The 20043-nt window shown below is 43.4% G+C and carries 16 protein-coding genes and 1 CRISPR repeat array; of the genes, 3 read left to right on the plus strand and 13 right to left on the minus strand.

Annotated features, from left to right (window positions below; all coding sequences use genetic code 11):
• Positions 1-101: 101 nt before the first annotated feature.
• The 13 genes from cas2 to B5G33_RS06920 all read right to left on the minus strand — a co-directional run bounded on the left by cas2 (position 102) and on the right by B5G33_RS06920 (position 15232).
• Positions 102-374 carry a CRISPR-associated endonuclease Cas2 gene (gene cas2, locus B5G33_RS06860; protein WP_087417154.1) on the minus strand — a complete coding sequence of 91 codons (273 nt, stop codon included), beginning with the start codon at positions 372-374 and terminating at the stop codon, positions 102-104.
• A gap of 9 nt (positions 375-383) precedes the next feature.
• Positions 384-1415: a type I-C CRISPR-associated endonuclease Cas1c gene (gene cas1c / locus B5G33_RS06865; protein WP_087271890.1), complete on the minus strand. Its 1032-nt coding sequence runs from the start codon at positions 1413-1415 to the stop codon at positions 384-386.
• The gene (cas4, locus tag B5G33_RS06870) at positions 1412-2077 is read right to left on the minus strand and encodes a CRISPR-associated protein Cas4 (RefSeq protein WP_087271887.1); all 666 of its coding nucleotides are present in this window, start codon (positions 2075-2077) and stop codon (positions 1412-1414) included. The genes cas1c and cas4 overlap by 4 nt, the downstream gene beginning before the upstream one ends.
• On the minus strand, positions 2077-2988 hold the full coding sequence (cas7c, locus tag B5G33_RS06875) for a type I-C CRISPR-associated protein Cas7/Csd2 (protein ID WP_087417155.1): 912 nt from the start codon (positions 2986-2988) through the stop codon (positions 2077-2079). The genes cas4 and cas7c overlap by 1 nt, the downstream gene beginning before the upstream one ends.
• On the minus strand, positions 2989-4722 hold the full coding sequence (gene cas8c / locus B5G33_RS06880; protein ID WP_087417156.1) for a type I-C CRISPR-associated protein Cas8c/Csd1: 1734 nt from the start codon (positions 4720-4722) through the stop codon (positions 2989-2991).
• Positions 4719-5381, minus strand: coding sequence for a type I-C CRISPR-associated protein Cas5c (cas5c, locus tag B5G33_RS06885; RefSeq protein ID WP_087271878.1), 663 nt, complete (start codon positions 5379-5381; stop codon positions 4719-4721). The genes cas8c and cas5c overlap by 4 nt, the downstream gene beginning before the upstream one ends.
• 26 nt (positions 5382-5407) lie before the next feature.
• Positions 5408-5848 carry a hypothetical protein gene (locus B5G33_RS06890; RefSeq protein WP_087271875.1) on the minus strand — a complete coding sequence of 147 codons (441 nt, stop codon included), beginning with the start codon at positions 5846-5848 and terminating at the stop codon, positions 5408-5410.
• Positions 5832-6299 (minus strand): DUF3990 domain-containing protein, encoded by a 468-nt coding sequence (locus B5G33_RS06895; RefSeq protein ID WP_087417157.1) that lies wholly within the window; start codon positions 6297-6299, stop codon positions 5832-5834. Before B5G33_RS06895 ends, B5G33_RS06890 begins: the two co-directional genes overlap by 17 nt.
• A 360-nt stretch (positions 6300-6659) precedes the next feature.
• A complete protein-coding gene (locus B5G33_RS06900) occupies positions 6660-8798 on the minus strand; it encodes a CRISPR-associated helicase/endonuclease Cas3 (RefSeq protein WP_087417158.1) in 2139 nt (712 codons plus the stop codon).
• Between the two features lie 274 nt (positions 8799-9072).
• Positions 9073-9968: a CRISPR direct-repeat array (repeat unit 32 nt; unit sequence GTTTCAATCCACGTTCCCGCGTAGGGAACGAC).
• A gap of 378 nt (positions 9969-10346) precedes the next feature.
• Entirely contained in the window at positions 10347-11234 is an 888-nt protein-coding gene (gene cas6, locus B5G33_RS06905) for a CRISPR system precrRNA processing endoribonuclease RAMP protein Cas6 (protein WP_087417159.1), read from the minus strand.
• Positions 11235-11296: 62 nt separating this feature from the next.
• On the minus strand, positions 11297-12664 hold the full coding sequence (gene rlmD / locus B5G33_RS06910; RefSeq protein ID WP_087417224.1) for a 23S rRNA (uracil(1939)-C(5))-methyltransferase RlmD: 1368 nt from the start codon (positions 12662-12664) through the stop codon (positions 11297-11299).
• 165 nt (positions 12665-12829) lie between these two features.
• Complete coding sequence (locus B5G33_RS06915) at positions 12830-13774, minus strand: 3'-5' exoribonuclease YhaM family protein (protein ID WP_087417160.1); 945 nt, start codon at positions 13772-13774, stop codon at positions 12830-12832.
• A gap of 15 nt (positions 13775-13789) precedes the next feature.
• Complete coding sequence (locus tag B5G33_RS06920) at positions 13790-15232, minus strand: S1C family serine protease (protein ID WP_242974575.1); 1443 nt, start codon at positions 15230-15232, stop codon at positions 13790-13792.
• Positions 15233-15467: 235 nt separating this feature from the next.
• Between B5G33_RS06920 and B5G33_RS06925 the strand changes: the two genes are divergently transcribed.
• From B5G33_RS06925 to B5G33_RS06935, 3 genes are read left to right on the plus strand one after another with little or no spacing between them, the layout of a single operon-like run.
• On the plus strand, positions 15468-17846 hold the full coding sequence (locus B5G33_RS06925; protein ID WP_087417226.1) for an endonuclease MutS2: 2379 nt from the start codon (positions 15468-15470) through the stop codon (positions 17844-17846).
• An 11-nt stretch (positions 17847-17857) separates the two neighbouring features.
• A complete protein-coding gene (locus tag B5G33_RS06930) occupies positions 17858-18562 on the plus strand; it encodes a response regulator transcription factor (protein ID WP_087271861.1) in 705 nt (234 codons plus the stop codon).
• The gene (locus B5G33_RS06935; RefSeq protein WP_087271857.1) at positions 18559-19980 is read left to right on the plus strand and encodes a sensor histidine kinase; all 1422 of its coding nucleotides are present in this window, start codon (positions 18559-18561) and stop codon (positions 19978-19980) included. Before B5G33_RS06930 ends, B5G33_RS06935 begins: the two co-directional genes overlap by 4 nt.
• The last annotated feature ends 63 nt before the right edge of the window (positions 19981-20043 follow it).

Consider the following 20043-nt stretch of genomic DNA (forward strand, 5'->3'; position numbering starts at 1 on the left):
AGTTTAGCTAATTATAGCAGAAAACAGGAGATTCCGCTTAAAAATTTCCTGCAAAATCTGTAAAAAATAAAGTGTGATGGAATTTACCTCTTCACTGGAATTTAAAATTTCAATTTAGCGTCAACACCCATATGTTCTACCTTTGTCTGATACTTATTCCCTAAATAATAGAATCTCAAACTATCCACACTCTCATCAATAATGTCTGCCAGCATTGCTTTCAGAGCAACACACTGAGCATTATCCAAAACACATTCGAATACAGAGTTCTGTACTCTTCTCCCATAATTAGTACATTGTTTTGCCACTTTGCGCAGTCTCTTCTTTCCTGCAGAGGTCTCTGTATTCACGTCATATGTAATCAATACAAGCATTCTTCCACCTCACTTCCACAGAAACACCGGATAGCCATCCAGGTCGCCTCTTAAATATCTGGCAAGGAGCATAGCCTGTATATATGGGACCATTCCCCACTCTACTTTTTCTTTCAGATAAGGATGGGTAATAATTTCTTTTTTCTTATTCTGCCATTCTGTTAATACTTTTTTCCGCAATTCATCGTCCATCAGTACAGCGCCATTTTCTTTTACAGAAAAGTTCTTGCCCGTGACAATCTTTTTATTGATCAGTGTCAAAACAAACCTATCAGCGAGAATTGGCCGCAGCTCTTCTATCATATCTAAAGACAGAGACGCCCTGCCCGGGCGAAGCGTATGGAGATATCCTGCATAAGGATCCAGCCCCACACTTTCCAACGCTGATGTAATATTATTTGTAAGCAGCGTATATACAAAAGACAGCAATGCATTCACGTTGTCAAGGGGCGGACGTTTATTCCGCCCTCTGAACACAAAGTCCCTCTTCTGCTGAAGGATAAGCTCATCAAACACTCCAAAATAGATACTCGCAGCCTCTCCCTCATATCCTCTGAGTTGTTCTTTAGACTCAGCATTCTGGATTCGCATCAAACTCTCTTTTAAAAAGACAGAAGCATTTTTCACCCGGTCTACATCAATCTGAAACCCATGGTCCCGCACCGCTCTTTCTAAAACCCATCTGGCATTATATACCTTCCCAAGAATACAATTTTTTGCAATCTCCAGGCTAACTTCATCATCATTTTTGCTGGCATACTGCCGTTCTCTTAAAATCACATTTCCCTTCACTCTTCCTGAAATCCGAGCTAAAAATTTCCCCTGAGGGGTAAGGTAACACAAAGAAATATTTCTTTCCGCACATGCCCCCATTAAAGCAGGACTCGTCCCTCGATATCCAAAGGAAACAATCCCTTCCAGATTATGCAGGGGTATCCTTCCTAATTCTTTCTGCTCTTCCAGTACAACCACATTTTCTCCATCTAAAGACAGATAGCTGTTTTCAGAAGTAACATACAATGTATTTAACAGTTTTCTCATTCTTCTTCCTCCTTCAGCATCTGATCAATATATTTTTTTACGGAAACTGCCTTGCCAAGTTTTGGGAGGCAGATATCCTTCAGAGAACAGGCGTTGCAGGATTTACTATATTTTACCCGTGGCGTATACTTTCTCGAATAATACTCATGCATCTCACAGAACATATTCTTCACTTCCTCACGGAGCTCCTCTGTAATTTCTACGCTCTCCCGCCTTCTGGTCTCGCCGTAAAAAATTGCGCCTTCCGGTACCTCTGTGGAAAACATTTCCTCTAAACACATAGATTGTGCTGCCAGCTGAAGCTTATCTTCCTCTGACAGTTTAGGTTTTCCTTTCTTATATTCTACCGGATAAATCGAATAGAGGCCCCGATGTCCATGCAGTTTAATCCCGTCCTCGCATTTATGAAATTCAACCAGATCACATTCCCCGCTGATCCCTAACTCCCTAGAGGAAACCGGAAGAGCCCTGGCAATGATAACGTCCTTCCTTTTTTCCCTCAAAGAAGGATCGTGCACTTTTTTGTGCATCAGTTCTCCTGTGACGGTGTGGACATTTTCCGCCCATTGCTGCTCAATATGGATTAAGGCCCACTGTCTCCGGCAAAATTTAAAATGCTGAATTCCTGAAATCATCAGGTAATCATCTTCCGAATATTCCATCATACCATCCTTTTTACTTCAACAGATTCCGGTATCCTCTCTTCATGTATTTCAATTATATAGTCCTGATACTTTCTCGGATATTCCACATCTTCATTCTTCTTAACTTCCACTGCGTCAAATAATTTGTATGCTGGACAGTCTCCCAGCTCTTTGCTATGTTTAAACACAATAAGCTCGCGGACTGCCATTTTTCCCCTTGCAGCAGAATGATCATTTTCAAACATATTGATGATGGCCTCCCACAGCAAGTCCAGATCTTCTTCTGAAAAGCCCGTTACTTTTCGTGCCAGATTTGCTGATACATATCCTTCTGCTCGGTATAGCCCATAGGGAACAATACTCTTTCTCCCCATTTCCGTACTCTTATTCTCCGCATCTTTTTCAGTAGTGATCGCCACTCTTGTAATCGTTACTTCCTGGCTGATAACTGGGTCAATACTCCTTGCAAATCCAATCTGCACCGGTCCTCTGACCTGTCCGCAGTTTAAAGATGCCTTCACAAATGTAGTCATAACTGCACCAAATGTGCGGATATCATAGAAGTTCCTGCACATATAATCCCTTAATTTCACATCTGCATCAGGATCACTTTTCTTTAGTTTTTTCAGTGCCTCTGTTACCTTTTTATCTTCCGTCTCCTGTATTCCGAGGCTTTTGCATGCCTCTCTGTCGCTTCTGTTCAGAGGAACATCTTCCTTTATATAAATTTGAAATCCTTCTGAATCTTCCTTCACTGTTTCCACATAATTCCTAATCTTACGTTTCAGACATACGTCTGTTACAAGGCCAAGTCCGCTTTCCGGGTCAATTCTCGGCATGTTGCCAGCATCAGGATCTCCATTGGGATTTCCGTTTTCCACGTCAAACAGCACAACAAATTCATATCTGTTTTTAATCACTTCACTCATCTATTTTTCCTCCTTTTTTTCGTACTTTCTCTGTACCTGGTGATAATATCCGAGAATGAATTTCCCCTGTTCCTCCAGTGACAGACGTTTTGGATATTCATTTAATTTCCCCATAAGTTCCGTCAACAGCTTCTCATAATATACCTTTGCTCCGCCTTTCTCACGTTCCAATTTTTTCATATGGCTATTTTTCAACTTTATCAACACCGGAAAAATTGACGCAGGCGTGGCACAGGCCGAATTAAAATAACGGTCCCGGATTGTTGCCTTGATCCCCGGATTTGCATCCATCTGAATTGACTCTAATACAGAAAACAGCCTTCCAAGCACATATGATGTTTCCCTACTCTCCTCATTCAGTCCCATATATTTTCCTCCCTCTTTCCAATTCATATTTCGTATCAAATATGCCTTGATGATTCCGGCTTTTCCCCAAGTGACTTTTCCCTGTTCTGCCCGTATCCTGATTAAAATATCTGTATAAAGGCTTGCTGGATATCTGACTCCCGACAGAATTGCCTTGAGAACAAATGCTGCCATATTGGGAACAGGGGATTTGTCTTTCGAGTTCTGATTCACTGTCTCAAAAAGCATATCTCTGATTCCCATATATTCTTTGTCTTCCCAGGAAGGTCTTACAACCGACATTCTTTCGTAGTGTTCAGAAAGGTTCTTAAGTATGTTTCCGAAAGAATTCTGATAAAAGAATCGCACAGAAAGTCTCGCCGCATTGGGAGCGAGAGCCAGAATATAAAATTGCTGTTCCGGATTTAATGTGACATTGCCAATTTGAACTGCCCTGTTCATTTTCAAATTTTCAAAGATTCCTCTTATTTCTTCTTGATTGTCAGGTTTCGGGTCAACTGAGTCAAAAAATGCTGTCTGATACGCTTCCTCTGCATTCTCTGCCCAGAATATGATCATGGAATCTCCAAGCTGAAATGTATATTTTCTCTGATCTAACAGATAATTCAATGCTGTAGTATAGGCAAACTCGGCATGTTTTCCTACCGGAGCATTGTAGCTCTGCTCCTTCCCGTAAGATTCAAAAGCAGGCGCATTAAATGAGACCAGAGCTGCACCACTAGATTGTGCTCCCGGAACCCCCCTGATCGTTTTATGTATTCTGGAAATCGGTGCCTCTTTTCCTGTTACAAGGCAGATACCTGCCTGCTCATCTTCTGATGACTCATTTCTTGCCTCCTCCCATGTTTCCTGTATACATGGATCATCCTGAGCATATTTTACCCCCCTACAGAAGACCAGATTGCCACCGTCTGTGATTTCTTCCCACTTTTCCCTGATTTCATCACATTCCTCCGCTTTCTCTGGATTCCATGTTTCAAAAAAATTTTTGACTGCCTGTGCCATGTCCCCTTCTGTTTCACGAAGCATCCACAAATGTCTTTTCTTGGCCGCCTCAAAACATTCAAGAGCTCTCTGATTTGTACCATTCTCATCAATACCCAACATATATTTTGAATTATCACACAAAAAATTAGCTGAGACTCCCGATGACCGGGTTACCATCTCCGGTACCTTTATCTGTCGTGGAACCCACACTCTCTTCTTTCCTCGTTCTTCCTCCTGCTTTAGAGAAAAGATTCCTAAGATTTTTCCGTCTTTTGAAAGGTTGATTGCATAGGAGACTTTCGCTTTACTCCAGCCTTCCTGGTCTACCTTTCCCCGTTCTGCAAGATTTTCATAATGATTTACTAACGCCTGCAAGATCATCGTATCACCTCACAGTCTCTCAAATCCAATACACCCCGCTTCATAACTGCACGAAAAAACATTGGCCGGATATTATTTCTATCCGAATAGTCCATGTCAAAAAGCATAAATCCCAGGTCTTTTTCTTCTACATCATCATACGCTGTCCGAATTTCTCCCTCTTCCCATAAACAAAAATTAGCTGGAAACTCCCTGCAGCCAAAATAGGGCATATGGAAGCATTCTCCCCTTTTTAATCTCCGCATGATAATGTCCTTAAATTTACCTGGATTGTCTGTTTCATTTGCCCGTTCTGTCATCTCAAAGTGTGCTTCAATCACATATTCCACATCCCGCAGCAAGAGAGAGGCCCGCTGAACAATTTCTGATTTTGTACTTATGTATAACGGCTTCTTTGCTCCGTTATAGACCTGGAGCACATTTCCGGCAGATATTTTACTTTTCACTTCATTCCGACGCACGCTGGTAAACTGAACAGGATTGACCACATGAATCTTGTCGATCACCCATCGCATCCCCGGATGCCAGTAAACGGCCTCCAGAATCCCTCTTGCTGCCGATGGAGTCATCACATCATAGGAACACCTTTCGACTTTCATTTCCGGGCGGGAAAAAAGTGCATAATTTCCCCACACTCTTACCTTTACACCCATTCCCATCTCCAGTTCGCCTCCCTTCTTTTCATCTATAAAATTTCTCCCGCTTTATAACATTCCGCTATATAATCTCTCGGCTGATAGTAGAAATCAGTATTATAATCCGAAATTTTTCCGTCAATCCAGGAATGGTATACTTCCCATATACCATCTACAATGTTCTCATCATCATAGGAATCTTCAATCAGCCGTTCATATACCTCCCCGATATCCCAATATCCCGGAACAGTATATCGACAGTCTTTCACATTATCAAAATTTCCTTCCGTCATTTGAGATTCTTCAATAAATTCATCTGCAATCTTTTCAATCGGCTCACAATGAAAGACATCTGCATATTCATAAATTCTTTTGATCCTGTCTTTTCCCAAAAAATCTGCAACTTCACATCGTGTCCTCTTTATGCTGCGACCAATATATTCGATCAGACTACAGGTAAAGAAAAGTCCATTGTTATTTCTTGTTCCCATATACAACCTCGCTTCCAATATATTTCAATGTATCAAGGGCAGAAATCGTGTGAAAACTAATCTGATGCGTCGGATACTTAAACTTCGCCAATTCCCAGAAGGCAGCCCTTGAAATTTTCCCATCCATATAGTTCTGGACATAATTATAAATCGTATCATCTGCCATGGGGCCTTCTACTATATCGTATGTGTGAGATTTTCCGCTGCGGCATGCAACAATAAAATCCAGCCACTCTTCTGTCATTTTATCAAACACTTTATACCTGAGGTTATTGTCTGGCACATACTCATATTTATTCAGATACCCATTTTCACCGTAACGGGCCGCCCATCTCTTTGCCTGCTCTTCATATCTGGTGCAGTAAAAACCGAAATAAAAGTCCTTGTTAAATTTCGCTTTTCTTATTTCGGGATATTCTACGATCTGTTTGCTGCCGTGATATAGAACCATATATTACCTCCCTACTCATCCTTACCTCATATTTCCTTGCATTCCCAAAAAATTTTCTAATTATTTTTATACCACATTGTCGTGATTTTTATCGTATTTATCGAATATTTCGTATCAAAATCAGCAATATCTATATATAATGTACTATATCACTTCTTACTTATAAGTGCAATATGTTTATTATTTTGTTACTTAAACTTTTATTGAAATATAATTATCTATCTACAAATCATTTCGCTTTTTTGATATACTAACTTCGTCAGGTTATCCTGAGGATTGAAACAATAATATTTTTAGTAAATCAAAAACAACAGCGGTGTAGAAGAACATTTATTCTTTTACACTGCTGTTGCTTTTTCTTCACATCAATACTGCTATTCCCACCTCAACATTGAGATCCAATCCCATCTCTTCCGTATATTGTCTCTTATTTACAAGTTCAAAGAAGTCTTCCATATCCTCTGAAACCGGTCTGAGCATTCCTGCCCCTTGAAGCTTCTCGATATCGTTCTCGTATAATTGAACACAGTACTGTCCAGCTTTGCGCATTCCCGCCTTTGTATAGCCCTGATATTTCATCTGCCGAAGAAGTTCTTCCGCCTCTTCTTCTATGCTGATAAAGACAGTGGATGTATTTTCTTCGATCAGTTTAAAATTTTGTGCCGCTGTTGTAAAATTATATCGTTTGTTCTTAAATTCCTCAAGGATCTTCTTTTTATCCAGACTTTCACCCCGGAAATGATAAAGCACTTCAAAATATCTTTCTATCCCGCACAAAGATGAGATATCCACACCCTCTGAGGCCAGCATCTTTGATACATCAATCTGAAGCTGCTGTCCGGGTACATTTTCTTTTTCTTCAAACTGAAAAATATATGCAAAGCTTTCTTTTACATCTCGCTTTCCTTCCCTGTTGCATCTGCCTGCCGCTTGGATCATGGAATCGACTCCTGACAACTGTCTATATACAGAATGAAAATCCAGATCAACTCCGGCTTCTACAAGGCTTGTGGAAATCAGAATGCATTTGTCTCCATTTCCCAGCAATGTTCTAACCTTTTCCAAAACTCTCCGTCTGTGTTTTGGATACATTGTAGTAGACAAATGAAAGACTCCCTCTCCTTTCATTGTCTGATAAATCTTCTGGGCTCGTTTCTTCGTGTTTACAATACAGAGTGCCTGATATTCCTGTTCTAGTTTCTCAATAAGTTCTTCTTCCGAAACTGTTCCAATATTTTTGAAGGTTACTCTCTCAAAAAACTGAAACTGTTCCTCTACTCTCGGACAAAGCTCTATAATCGGCATTTTTCTCCTAAAAAGAGGAGTCAACGCCGGTTGTGTTGCTGTACAAAGTACAATACTGGAACGAAAATTAGTGACCAGTTCTTCCATCATCGCAATACAGGGTTTCAAATAGTCTGTAGGGAGCATCTGAGCTTCATCAAATATGATAACACTGTTGGCTATATTATGCAGTTTTCTGCATTTAGAAGACTTATTTGCAAACAAGGACTCGAAGAACTGCACATTGGTAGTCACCACTACCGGTTTGTCCCAATTCTCCGCTGCAAGCTGCATAGGCTTCAGTTCTTCCGAGCTTTCATAATCAACATTATAATGATTTTCCAGGACATTCTGATCTCCCAGTATCTCTCGGAACACTTCTGCGTTCTGTTCAATAATACTTGTATACGGAATCACATAAATAACACGGTCCATATGATTCTTTACCGCATGCTGAAGAGCAAATGCCAATGATGCAATGGTTTTTCCCCCGCCAGTAGGCACAGTAAGTTGAAATATTCCCCTTTCCATTTGTCCATATTCGAAACAATTTCTTAATATCTCTGTTCTTCTTCCATTTACAGTATCTATATCCTTGTTCAGCAGCCATCCAGCAACATGATCTTTCAGTTTCTTAAGAAGCGCCTCTGGATTTTCCCCTGCTTCTCTCTGTGTTCCCCCATTCTTCATAAAATTTTCCGTATCCAGAAAGTCTGCATCTACAAGGCACGAATATATCATTCGGATAAACACACTTAGTGAGAAATCTGGATCTGGCGTTTTCCTTGGGTCAAATGGAATGGTTTTTATCTCAGGAATTTGAATTTCATTTTTATAAGCACTGTAATCCTCAATCTGTTTTTTCTTTCTCCCTTCTAATGTAGGCGCATTTCCTGTGTCTGAAGAATTCCCGTAATCCGGCAGTCCTGAATGATGTCCGGCAATGCAGTAACCCATAAAACTATACATCCCGCCTTTTTCAAAACATACCTTTGCTCCTGCAGTAGAATGGTCTACTTTCTTGTTGCTGTTATTCTTGATTTTTTCCTGAAATGGAAGAGAGTATTTTCCTATGTCATGAATCATACCACAGAAATAGCCCCAGTCCGCCTTTCTGAAACTACTAGCAAAATTTCCTGCTTTGTCTGCGGTTCCATATGAGTGTTCCTTTATTGACTGTATACGTTCCCTGTCAATATGTGCAAAAAATTCCATGATTTCTTCCTCTTTTCTATATTACAATTTTATACTCCGATAAAAAATAATGTTCAAGCCTATTTCATTTATTTCTAACCGTATCCTTAAACATTTATCACTCAATATTCTTTTGACAGAGTTCAGAAAATCTTGTGCAAAATCATTTTATAATCATACAATTCCATGCACATTCTTCCGTGAGACTTAGATATTCCAACATTAACTAGCTACAATCTACATTTTCAACAGGGAAATGGCATATCGGCGGTAGCCAAACAGCAAAGAATATACTGTTTTAATCCACGTTCCCGCGTAGGGAACGACCTCCTCATAGTTGCCGATATCCATGTAGCTGTCATGGTTTCAATCCACGTTCCCGCGTAGGGAACGACTGATCTGTCAGATATATAGGCGCTTCAAGGTATCTGGTTTCAATCCACGTTCCCGCGTAGGGAACGACTCCACCGGCTATCTGAGCTGCATAGCCCAACCCAGTTTCAATCCACGTTCCCGCGTAGGGAACGACGGTCTTCTTCAAAAAATCATTTTCTATTTTTTGAGTTTCAATCCACGTTCCCGCGTAGGGAACGACTGGAGGAAACGGTGACGGAAGTCCTGGAGGAGCAGGTTTCAATCCACGTTCCCGCGTAGGGAACGACGATAATCGTCTACGCCTTTCAGACTTGTCTTGTGTTTCAATCCACGTTCCCGCGTAGGGAACGACTTTCTTGCCCTCCGGAAGCTTCTTCGGACACGCAGGTTTCAATCCACGTTCCCGCGTAGGGAACGACGTGCTATCTGGGTGATCGCCACAAGTATCATTGGTTTCAATCCACGTTCCCGCGTAGGGAACGACCAAGGAGTTCATTCAATATATAGATTACTGGGGAGGTTTCAATCCACGTTCCCGCGTAGGGAACGACACGCTGTCTTTGCTTTTGTTCCAAGGTCATTAACAGTTTCAATCCACGTTCCCGCGTAGGGAACGACTGGCAGAGTTCATGGCGTTCTGTATGCCAGAGAGTTTCAATCCACGTTCCCGCGTAGGGAACGACAGCAATCGGTACGGGCTTGTGACAGCATTTGTGACGTTTCAATCCACGTTCCCGCGTAGGGAACGACGGTGCTTGGAGACCAGAAGCAGGGCAATAATATTGTTTCAATCCACGTTCCCGCGTAGGGAACGACACCAATTTTGTACAAATCATCATCTGATTCGACACTGATTTTTATACAATTATACCAATGTTCTCTTCGCAATGCAAGCTGTATGGCTCTGTCTAAGCCTTTTCAGCCCTTCACGGTACTATCCATTTTGGTGCGAATCTCCTGGCAAATCCATGTTCGCTTAAGATTCGCATTTGTCATCTGTTTCATCTTTTTCTTATTGAACATTGCCAATATACTGAGTTTCTATGATATGCCACTTCTCATTGTCTAAATATTTTTCTCTGGCCTCTATAATCTCTGCCTCACGCCCCTGCATACATTTCTACGAGAATAAACCGCCATACTTCCACAACATATCCAACAGGCACATCAAAACAATCGTTTCTTCCAACTGTCTCATATGAAATATACTCTTATTTTTCCCATTCCAAATGTTGTATTTCTTCCAATATGCAGTCTTTGTGCTGCATACAGCCATGGTACAAAAGGTGTCAGGTCTCCTCTATATTCCAGCTCCCCCATTAGGCCACTAAAATCCATTTTCCTATTTGTACGATTGGAATAACGCACCATTGGTTCTATTCTAAGCTCTTCTCTTATGGTACATACTTCCGCCGCAAGTGCCTGCAGTTTCTCTGCTTCTGATCTGTCTACCCAGCCTCCATATCTTTCTGCTATCATCGTAATCCGATTTATAATATTCCGTATCAGAGTCATAAATGGTAAGCTTTTTACCATCTGCCCTCCACGCCGGATTCTTAGAGGCGTACATATCTTTATTATCACACCTGTAACCTTTGTCAACTCAAAACCTTGGATAAAGGTTGCGCTCATGTCCAATTTACTGACACTCCCATTACGCCAGATAAGTCTCTGTGTATGGCTATTTACAACTTCTGAGAGACAGAATGGATATCTGTACGCTCCCAGACCAAATTCTTGAATATGTTCTAGCGCTAAGATTAAAGAAGGGGCATATTTTGATGCATTTCCAAATAGCCAAAACTCAAAGTTGATTTTCTCTCCCCGTCTGATCATATTCCGTGGCGCACAAATCTCCGGCGGAATAATCATATACGGCTTTACAACCACCTGGTTTCTATCAGTATCCAGCGATTCACCATTCCGATATAAAAAAGCACTGGCCTCCTTATCCACTTGGAGCAGGGACTGCCCAATCGCCCCTCGCAAGGTTGAGCCAAGAAAAGACGGTAGTTCTGCCTGTTCTAATGCGAGAAGCGAAATGGCAAGTGGCAAATAACTGATTTCAAAATGTTTATGCATTCGTTCTATTTCTCCTCTTACATTATCATCTGGCCGCATTTCCCCATTGCTCTGCAGCTCATCTATTCATTCCTTCGATTTAAAAGGCATACACTTTCTACATGAACCCCCTGAGGAAACATATCGCACACCGCCACTTTCTCCACCTGATATTCCTTCTCACACAGCACTTTCAAATCCCTTGCCAGTGTTGCAGAGTCGCAGCTTACATACACAATTTTTTCCGGCTGCATTTTCAGCATAGTCTGGAGCACTGCTCCATCGCAGCCTTTTCTTGGGGGATCTACTACGATAACGTCTGCACGGATTCCCTCTTTCTCGTATTTCTCAGGAAGGACCTCCTCCGCTTTTCCCACGAAAAATTCTGCATTGGAAATCTCATTGAGCTTAGCATTTCTTTTGGCGTCCTCGATTGCCGGGGGAACGATTTCCACCCCATAAACCTGTTTTGCCTTCTGGGCCAGAAACAGAGAGATCGTCCCGATTCCGCAGTAAAGGTCCCAGACTGTCTCTTTTCCTGTAAGGCCGGCATATTCCAGGGCGGTTCCGTAAAGTTTTTCTGTCTGTATAGGGTTTACCTGGTAGAAAGACAAGGGAGAAATCTGGTATTGGATTTCTCCAATATAATCTGTGATATACTCTTTTCCCCAAAGAGGGATTATCTTCTCTCCCAGGATTACATTATTCCTCTTTGTATTCACATTCAGGGAGATGCTGGTCATACCTGAAATATACTTTAAAGCCTCCACAAACTTGTCCTGGTCAGGAATCCTGTCTCCATTGATGATCAGGCAGACCATAATTTCTCCGGTTTTAAATCCATATCTGAGAAGGATGTGGCGGACCAGTCCTGTTCCAGTCTTTTCATCGTAAGGCTCCACATGACAGGTTTCCATATAGTTCAGAATCCTGTTCAGGATTTCCTGATTTACTTCCACGCCCAGAAGGCAGTCCTGGTTGGCCACAATGCTGTGGGTTCTTCCCGCATAAAATCCAGTAATAATCTTCCCTTCTTTACTGCGTCCTACAGGGAACTGGGCTTTATTTCGGTAGTGCCAGGGTTCCTCCATCCCAATGACTCTGTCCGCCTGTATATTGGTAAATCCCCCGATCCGCTGGAGGTTTCCCAGAACTTTGTTCTTCTTAAATTCCAGCTGTTTTTCATAAGAAAGGAATTGCAGCTGGCAGCCTCCACAAGCCCTTGCAATAGAACATCTTGGTTCCCTTCGGTCCTGAGAAGGTTTGAGGACCTGGAGCAGCCGGGCATATCCATAATTTTTTTTAGCTTTCATGATTTTCACTTCTGCCCGGTCACCGATAACTGTGTCCTTTACAAAAAGGGTATAGCCCTCCGCTTTTCCGATACCTTCTCCATCATGTCCCATATCTTCAATATCTATCGTCAAAATATCATTTTTCTTAAATTCCATAGAATCTCCCTCTGTTTTTCTGTTCCTCTCCTGACTGGGCTTTGGTTCTGCAGCATTCAGTGTGCAAGAGCCAGACGCCGTCTTGTACATGGAGGTGCTTTTCATAAAAAAAGCAAAAACTGCCGGCATTCTTTTTTATACCAGTCAGCTTCTGCTTTTTCTCTCTTATAAACTGCTCTTCCGAAGATTGGATTCAAAGAAGCGGTTATATCCCAGCCAGTCTTTCTGCTCTCCTGCTCCGTTGAATATCTCTGTGAGAGTTTCCATCTTGGCGTCTGTATTGTCCGCCAGGTTCAGGGCCACAGCCTCTGCCAGCGCCGGTTTTTTCGGAGAACCATATTCCAGTTCACCGTGATGGGCCAGGATGCAGTGTTTCACTTCACTTTCCAGTTTCTCCGGAAATCCCGGAATTTCTCTGGCCTTGTCATGGATCATTTCTGCTCCCATCATAATATGGCCCAGAAGCTGGCCGTCATCGGTATAATCGTTTTTTGGAAAAGGACTCAGCTCCTTTGTTTTTCCAATGTCATGGAGCATGGCCGTTGTGATCAGCAGGTCCTGATTCAGTATAGGGTAAGTCCTGCAGTAATACTGGCAGAGCTTCACTACACTCAGGGTATGCTCTAAAAGGCCGCCGATAAATCCGTGATGGACCGTCTTTGCTGCAGAATTCCCTTTAAACGCCCGGACAAATTCTTCGTCTTCCTGGAAGAAGCTGACCAGCAGTCTGTGAAGATAAGGATTTTTCACCTGGGCTGCAAAACCCAGCAGTTCCTGATACATAGTATCCACATTCTTGTCGCTTACAGGAAGATAATTTCCAGGCTCATATTCTCCTTCTCCTGCTTTTCTGGCCCGTTTGATACTCACCTGCAGGCTCCCCTGAAAACTGGTCACATCTCCTACCACGTCTATGTAATCCAGAGGCTCGAATTCATCGATTCCCAGAGAATTCGGCTCCCAGATTTTTCCGTCAATAGTCCCTGTTTTATCCTGAAGAATCAGATTTTCATAAGGCTTCCCGTTTTTAGTTACTGCCGCCTGTTTGTGTTTGCATAAATATATACCTGAAATCTTTTCCCCTTCCCGGAGTTCGTTAATAAATTTCATCTTTCAATGCCCTTTCTATTTTGCCTTTAGCGTAACCTCAAAGGATACTTCCACATAACCTTCCGTTCCCTGGCGCATGGCCTTGACTTTTATGGTATCTCCGTTTTTGCAGGCTTTCAGCTGCTGCTGGTATCCTTTGACAGTCTCCACTTTTTCTCCATTGACTTCCGTAATCACATCGCCGTTCTGGATCCCCACCTGCATAGCAGGAGAATCCACCTCTACTTTTTCCACAAAAACTCCCACCGGGATTCCCTTCTTTTCGGAAATCTCTGAGGTGATATTCTCTCCGGTAATGCCCATATAGATAATATCCTGATTGCCTGAAAGGGTCTGGATCAATTCTCTGCTGTCAGAAATAGACAGACCTGTGATGAGATTCTGGGTATCTTCATTAGCAAAAGACTGGGCAATAATGCCGATAATCTCCCCATCCAAATTTACAATCACGCCGCTTCCCTGGCTGCTGCCGGTAATATCGGTAGTAATAAGACCATATTCTGCATCTATCTTAGATACTGTATTTGAAGTAGAAGTTACGATTCCGTAGCCAACAGAATCACTATACCCCATAGGACAGCCAATTGCAAGCACAGGTTCTCCCTGTCTTACATTATAGGACTCGCCCAAGGGTGCAATAGCTACTGCCTGCTGGGTCTCTGCAGGCACTTCTGACTTCGGAACCTTTAAAATAGCAAAGCCAGTATTGGTATCTGCTTTCTGGAACCGGGCTTCAATCATCTTTCCATCACAAAAAGTAACATGGATCCGGTCTACCTTTTCCACGATCCGATACTCTGTAAGGATATAATATTCTTCTCCGCTTTCTGCCACCAAAAGCCCGGAAATCGAACTCTCATAAGGCGTCTGGAACCAGTCCTGGGTATTCTGGCTGCTGGTAACCGTTACTATAGCCTTTTCCGCTTCCTGAGCAGTTGAAAAAATATCCGCATATAAAGTCTGATAATCCTCTGGGGTCATTTCCTGGATGATTGTTGTCTGTTCCTGGGTATCCTCCTGTTCTTCTTCCTGAGTATCTTCCTGTTCTTCCTCAGTCTCTTCCGTACTGTTCTGAAACTGTACCTCCTGGGCGCTTTTTCTCGCCCTTGCCTCTTCCAGGAATGCCGGCGCCAGGGCACCGAAAACCAGGGCTGCCGCCAACCCAAATACTGCGCCGGAACCCACCAGCTTTCCTGCCTGTCTGGCTATTTTCTTTTTATCCAGAGGTTTTGCTTTAATTGTCTCTTTCATAAATTCATAAGAGCTTCCGTCATCTTCCGCCTCCGCCGCTTCCAGAAAGTTCTCCTGTTTCTGAGTCTCTTCTGCAGCTTCCCGGGTATTCTCCTGGACCTGACTCTCCTTTCCCGGTTCCGGAACTCTTTCCTGTTCCCCTTTCTTTTCTGGGGTCTCCCGGGATTCTTCATACGCCTGTATCTCTTCTCTTCTATCTTCGCCCATATCCTTTGCTCTCCGTCTGTCAGATTCACAAATGCTCAACGGCATATTTTTGTCTATTATACTGAAAATTTATGAACTTTTTATGAAGAATATACAAATAAACATCTTTCTAAAAGAAAAAAAGAAGCCCAAAACCTTTTCATTCTCAGGCATTTCATGTAGAATAGAGAAGACATACAAGTGTCCCCTGAGGCCTTTGCCCCAGGAAAAAATGGAATCTGACAAGGTGGACAATATGAATGAAAAAGCATTAAAGACTTTAGAATATTATAAAATCACAGAGCAGCTGGAGAGTTTTGCCACTTCCAGCCTTGGAAAGGACATGTGCCGGCGCCTTATGCCCTCTGCGGAACTGGCAGAGATTGAGCTTATGCAGCAGGAAACGGCTGACGCACTTTCCCGGGTCTATCAGAAAGGCTCCCTTTCCTTCGGCGGAGTGAAGGATATCCGTGGTTCTCTGAAAAGGTTGGAAGTAGGTGCTTCTCTTGGAACCGGAGAGCTTCTGGATATTGCAGGACTTCTGGAAAATGCCGGACGGGCAAAAGCCTATTCCCGGAAAGACACAGAGGATGAGAATACCGATTCCCTGGACGGAATGTTTCAGGTTCTGGAACCTCTTACTCCCCTGTCTTCAGAAATCCGCCGCTGTATCCTGACTCCGGAAGAAATTGCAGATGACGCCAGTCCGGGACTCCGTCAGGTACGCCGGAATATGAAAAACATCAATGAAAAAATACACAGCCAGCTGTCTTCCTACATCAGCGGAAGTGCCAGGACCTATCTTCAGGACGGAGTGATTACCATGCGTAATGGACGATACTGTATTCCTGTAAAATCAGAATACAGAGGTCAGGTCCCCGGAATGATACATGACCAGTCCTCCACTGGCTCAACAGTATTCGTAGAGCCTATGGCTGTAGTAAAACTGAATAATGATCTGCGGGAACTGGAGGCCAAAGAACAGGCAGAGATTGAAATCATTCTCTCCAATCTCAGCCAGGCTGCCGCCGAAAGTCTGGAACTGATCCAGGACGATCTGAAAATTCTGGCCCAGCTTGACTTTATCTTCGCCCGGGCTCTTCTGGCCAAGTCTCAGAACGCCACAGAACCCAGGTTTAACACTGAGGGCATTATCGATTTAAAGAAAGCCCGGCATCCATTGATCGAAAAGCATCAGGTAGTCCCTATTGACATCCGTCTGGGAGAAACCTTCGACCTTCTCATCGTTACCGGCCCCAACACCGGCGGAAAGACGGTGTCACTGAAAACAGTAGGACTCCTCACTCTTATGGGACAGTCAGGACTTCATATTCCCGCTTTTGACAACTCCCGTCTCAGCGTGTTTAAAGAGGTTTATGCTGACATTGGAGACGAGCAGAGCATTGAACAGTCTCTCAGTACCTTTTCCTCTCACATGACCAATGTGGTCCGTTTTCTGGAAAAGGCAGACCGGGATTCCCTGGTCCTCTTCGACGAACTGGGAGCCGGAACCGACCCTACGGAAGGCGCGGCTCTGGCCATTGCCATACTTTCCCATCTCCACAGGCAGGGAATCCGTACAATGGCAACCACACACTACAGCGAACTGAAAGTTTATGCACTCTCCACTCAGGGAGTAGAGAATGCCTCCTGTGAATTTGATGTAGAAACCCTCCGGCCTACCTACCGCCTCCTTATCGGCGTTCCCGGAAAGAGCAACGCTTTTGCGATTTCCAGTAAACTGGGTCTGCCGGATTATATTATTGAAAAGGCTAAAGAGCAGATCAGTCAGGAGGATGAATCTTTTGAGGATGTGCTCACTTCTCTGGAAGAAAGCCGGAAAACCATTGAATCAGAACAGGAGGAAATCGCAAAATACAAAGAAGAGATTAAGGAACTGAAGGCTCGGCTGGAGGCCAAAGAAGACCGGCTGGATCAGCAGAAGGAAAAAATCCTGAGAAATGCTAATGAAGAAGCCCACCGGATTCTGCGGGAGGCTAAGGAATATGCAGACCAGACCATGAAGATTTTCAACAAAGCCGGCAAAGAGACCCTCAGTGCCAAAGAACTGGAGGCTCAAAGGGAAAAGCTCCGGAAACGCGTCAATGATACGGGAAAGAAAATCGCTCTGAAAACTCCGGAGAAAAAGAAATCTTCTCTTACGCCCAAGGATATTTCCCTGGGAGACAGCGTTCGGGTATTAAGCCTGAATGTAAAAGGCACGATCAGTTCCAAACCAGACGCCAAGGGTATGGTCTATGTACAGATGGGTATTCTCCGCTCCAAAGTAGCTCTTTCCGATCTGGAGCTTATTGACGAGCCAGTGATCACCGGACCATCTCTTCAGAAAACAGGAGCCGGAAAAATCCGTATGAGTAAATCCGCTTCTGTGAGAACAGAGATTAATCTTCTTGGAAAAACTGTAGACGAAGCCGTAGCAGAACTGGATAAGTATCTGGACGACGCTTATCTGGCTCATTTAAGCAGTGTCCGTATCGTACACGGCAAAGGCACCGGCGCTTTGCGGAAAGGCGTTCATAATTATCTGAAACGTCTGAAATACGTAGATAATTTCCATCTGGCGGAATTTGGAGAAGGAGACGCCGGGGTAACTATTGTAGAATTTAAAAAGTAAGGGGGATAAATATGGCTGTAAAACAGAAAATACTCATTGTAGATGACGACAACAATATTGCAGAGCTGATCTCTCTGTATCTTACCAAGGAATGTTACGACACCAAAATTGTAAATGACGGAGAAGAGGCCCTGAAGGCTTTCGCCTCTTTTGCTCCCAATCTGATCCTGCTGGATCTGATGCTGCCAGGAATGGACGGCTATCAGGTGTGCCGGGAAATCCGTCATAAATCCAATGTACCTATTATCATGCTCTCCGCCAAGGGAGAGATTTTTGACAAGGTCCTGGGCTTGGAGCTTGGCGCAGACGACTATATGATCAAGCCCTTTGACTCCAAAGAGCTGGTGGCCAGAGTAAAAGCGGTTCTTCGCAGATATCAGCCTACTGTGGCCCCCGCCACTCAGCCTGCGGGAAAATATGTGGAATATCCGGATCTGGCCATTAACCTGACCAATTACTCGGTAATCTATTACGGAAACCAGATCGACATGCCTCCAAAGGAACTGGAGCTTCTTTATTTCCTTGCTTCCTCTCCCAATCAGGTGTTTACCAGAGAGCAGCTTCTGGACCATATCTGGGGCTATGAATACATCGGAGATACCAGAACTGTAGACGTACACATCAAACGTCTCAGGGAAAAGATAAAAGACCACCCGGCCTGGTCTATTGCCACCGTCTGGGGAATCGGCTATAAATTTGAGGTTAAAAACAAATGAAAAAATACCTGTATATAAAATTTGTCCTGGCATTTTTTATACTGGGTTTTATCGGCTTTTTCACGGTGGCCCTGGCAGGCAGCTCCATGGCAGAGCGGCATGTGGAATCCGTATACAGCAACCAGCTGTACCGGGAGGCCACAGACATTGCCTCCAACCGGGCCACCAAGTATTACAGAGAAACGATTTCGCCGGAAGACACCTACCAGAATCTCTGTACCGTAGCCTCCTACCAGGACTGCTCTATCTGGCTGATCAGTCCTCAGGGAGAAATCCTCATGAACACAGATGAAGAACTGTACACAGAGGATTATCCTGTGATCGAGGACTTTGATCCGGGAACTGCCAGCGGCTCTTATTATCAGGTGGGAAATTTTTTCAACGAATTTTCCCAGGAGCAGTTAAGCGTTATGGTTCCTGTAACCTTGAATATGAGCGTAAATGGGTATGTGGCCATCCACCTGCCCATGTCTGTAATATACGAGCAGCGAGATGATATTTTAAATATCATTTATATAGTCTTTTTCGTTTTCCTGGCAATCCTGGCAGCCATTATCCCGGTTTTTTCTTTTATGATCTACCGGCCTCTGAAAAAAATCATTCAGGGAGCAGACGCTTTCGCCTCAGGAAATCTGAAATATAATATCCCCTTGGATAAGGAAGATGAGCTGGGTTATCTGGCTCTGACTCTGAACTATATGTCAGATGAACTGGACATGACAGGGAACTATCAGAAAAAGTTTATTGCCAACGTGTCTCATGATTTCCGCTCTCCCCTTACCTCTATTAAAGGGTACACGGAAGCTATCCTGGACGGGACTATTCCCCCTGAGCTCCAGGAAAAATATCTGAAAATCGTAGTCTTTGAAACAGACCGGCTTTATAAGCTGACAGAAAGTCTTCTGACCCTGAATAATCTGGACCAGAAGGGCAGGCACCTGGACTATTCGGATTTTGATATCAACAATGTGATCAAAACCACCGCTGCCACCTTCGAAGGAACCTGCAGGGACCGGCGGATTTCCATTGAACTGCTCCTTACAGGACAGACTCTTTTTGTCCACGCAGACATGGTCCAGATCCAGCAGGTGCTTTATAACCTTATTGACAACGCCATTAAGTTCAGTCCCGAAGATTCTGTAATTAAAATTGAATCTTCCCTGAAACACGAAACTGTCTTCGTCTCTGTAAAAGATATGGGATGCGGTATTGCCAAGGCAAATCTGTCCAAAATCTGGGACAGATTTTATAAGATTGATTCTTCCAGAGGAAAGGACCGGAAGGGCACAGGCCTGGGCCTTTCTATTGTAAAGGAAATCATCAATGCCCACCAGCAGAATATCAACGTGATCAGCACAGAAGGGGTTGGCACGGAATTTATTTTTACCCTGGCTAAAAGTCAGGAAAAAGAAATCTGAGCCCGGGAAACCATATCATCCTTCTTCCTTTTCCGAAAGTCAAAAGGAGCTGCTGCATTAATC

Origin of the sequence: Blautia sp. An81, from assembly GCF_002161285.1 — a bacterium.
Classification (GTDB): Bacteria; Bacillota; Clostridia; order Lachnospirales; family Lachnospiraceae; genus Blautia; species Blautia ornithocaccae.

Excerpts from the sequence above, each read along its gene's own strand:
- cas2 (WP_087417154.1), bottom strand. The coding sequence starts at position 374 with ATGCTTGTATTGATTACATATGACGTGAATACAGAGACCTCTGCAGGA.
- cas1c (WP_087271890.1), bottom strand. The coding sequence starts at position 1,415 with ATGAGAAAACTGTTAAATACATTGTATGTTACTTCTGAAAACAGCTAT.
- cas4 (WP_087271887.1), bottom strand. The coding sequence starts at position 2,077 with ATGGAATATTCGGAAGATGATTACCTGATGATTTCAGGAATTCAGCAT.
- cas7c (WP_087417155.1), bottom strand. The coding sequence starts at position 2,988 with ATGAGTGAAGTGATTAAAAACAGATATGAATTTGTTGTGCTGTTTGAC.
- cas8c (WP_087417156.1), bottom strand. The coding sequence starts at position 4,722 with ATGATCTTGCAGGCGTTAGTAAATCATTATGAAAATCTTGCAGAACGG.
- cas5c (WP_087271878.1), bottom strand. The coding sequence starts at position 5,381 with ATGGGAATGGGTGTAAAGGTAAGAGTGTGGGGAAATTATGCACTTTTT.
- B5G33_RS06890 (WP_087271875.1), bottom strand. The coding sequence starts at position 5,848 with ATGGGAACAAGAAATAACAATGGACTTTTCTTTACCTGTAGTCTGATC.
- B5G33_RS06895 (WP_087417157.1), bottom strand. The coding sequence starts at position 6,299 with ATGGTTCTATATCACGGCAGCAAACAGATCGTAGAATATCCCGAAATA.
- B5G33_RS06900 (WP_087417158.1), bottom strand. The coding sequence starts at position 8,798 with ATGGAATTTTTTGCACATATTGACAGGGAACGTATACAGTCAATAAAG.
- cas6 (WP_087417159.1), bottom strand. The coding sequence starts at position 11,234 with ATGCATAAACATTTTGAAATCAGTTATTTGCCACTTGCCATTTCGCTT.
- rlmD (WP_087417224.1), bottom strand. The coding sequence starts at position 12,664 with ATGGAATTTAAGAAAAATGATATTTTGACGATAGATATTGAAGATATG.
- B5G33_RS06915 (WP_087417160.1), bottom strand. The coding sequence starts at position 13,774 with ATGAAATTTATTAACGAACTCCGGGAAGGGGAAAAGATTTCAGGTATA.
- B5G33_RS06920 (WP_242974575.1), bottom strand. The coding sequence starts at position 15,232 with ATGGGCGAAGATAGAAGAGAAGAGATACAGGCGTATGAAGAATCCCGG.
- B5G33_RS06925 (WP_087417226.1), top strand. The coding sequence starts at position 15,468 with ATGAATGAAAAAGCATTAAAGACTTTAGAATATTATAAAATCACAGAG.
- B5G33_RS06930 (WP_087271861.1), top strand. The coding sequence starts at position 17,858 with ATGGCTGTAAAACAGAAAATACTCATTGTAGATGACGACAACAATATT.
- B5G33_RS06935 (WP_087271857.1), top strand. The coding sequence starts at position 18,559 with ATGAAAAAATACCTGTATATAAAATTTGTCCTGGCATTTTTTATACTG.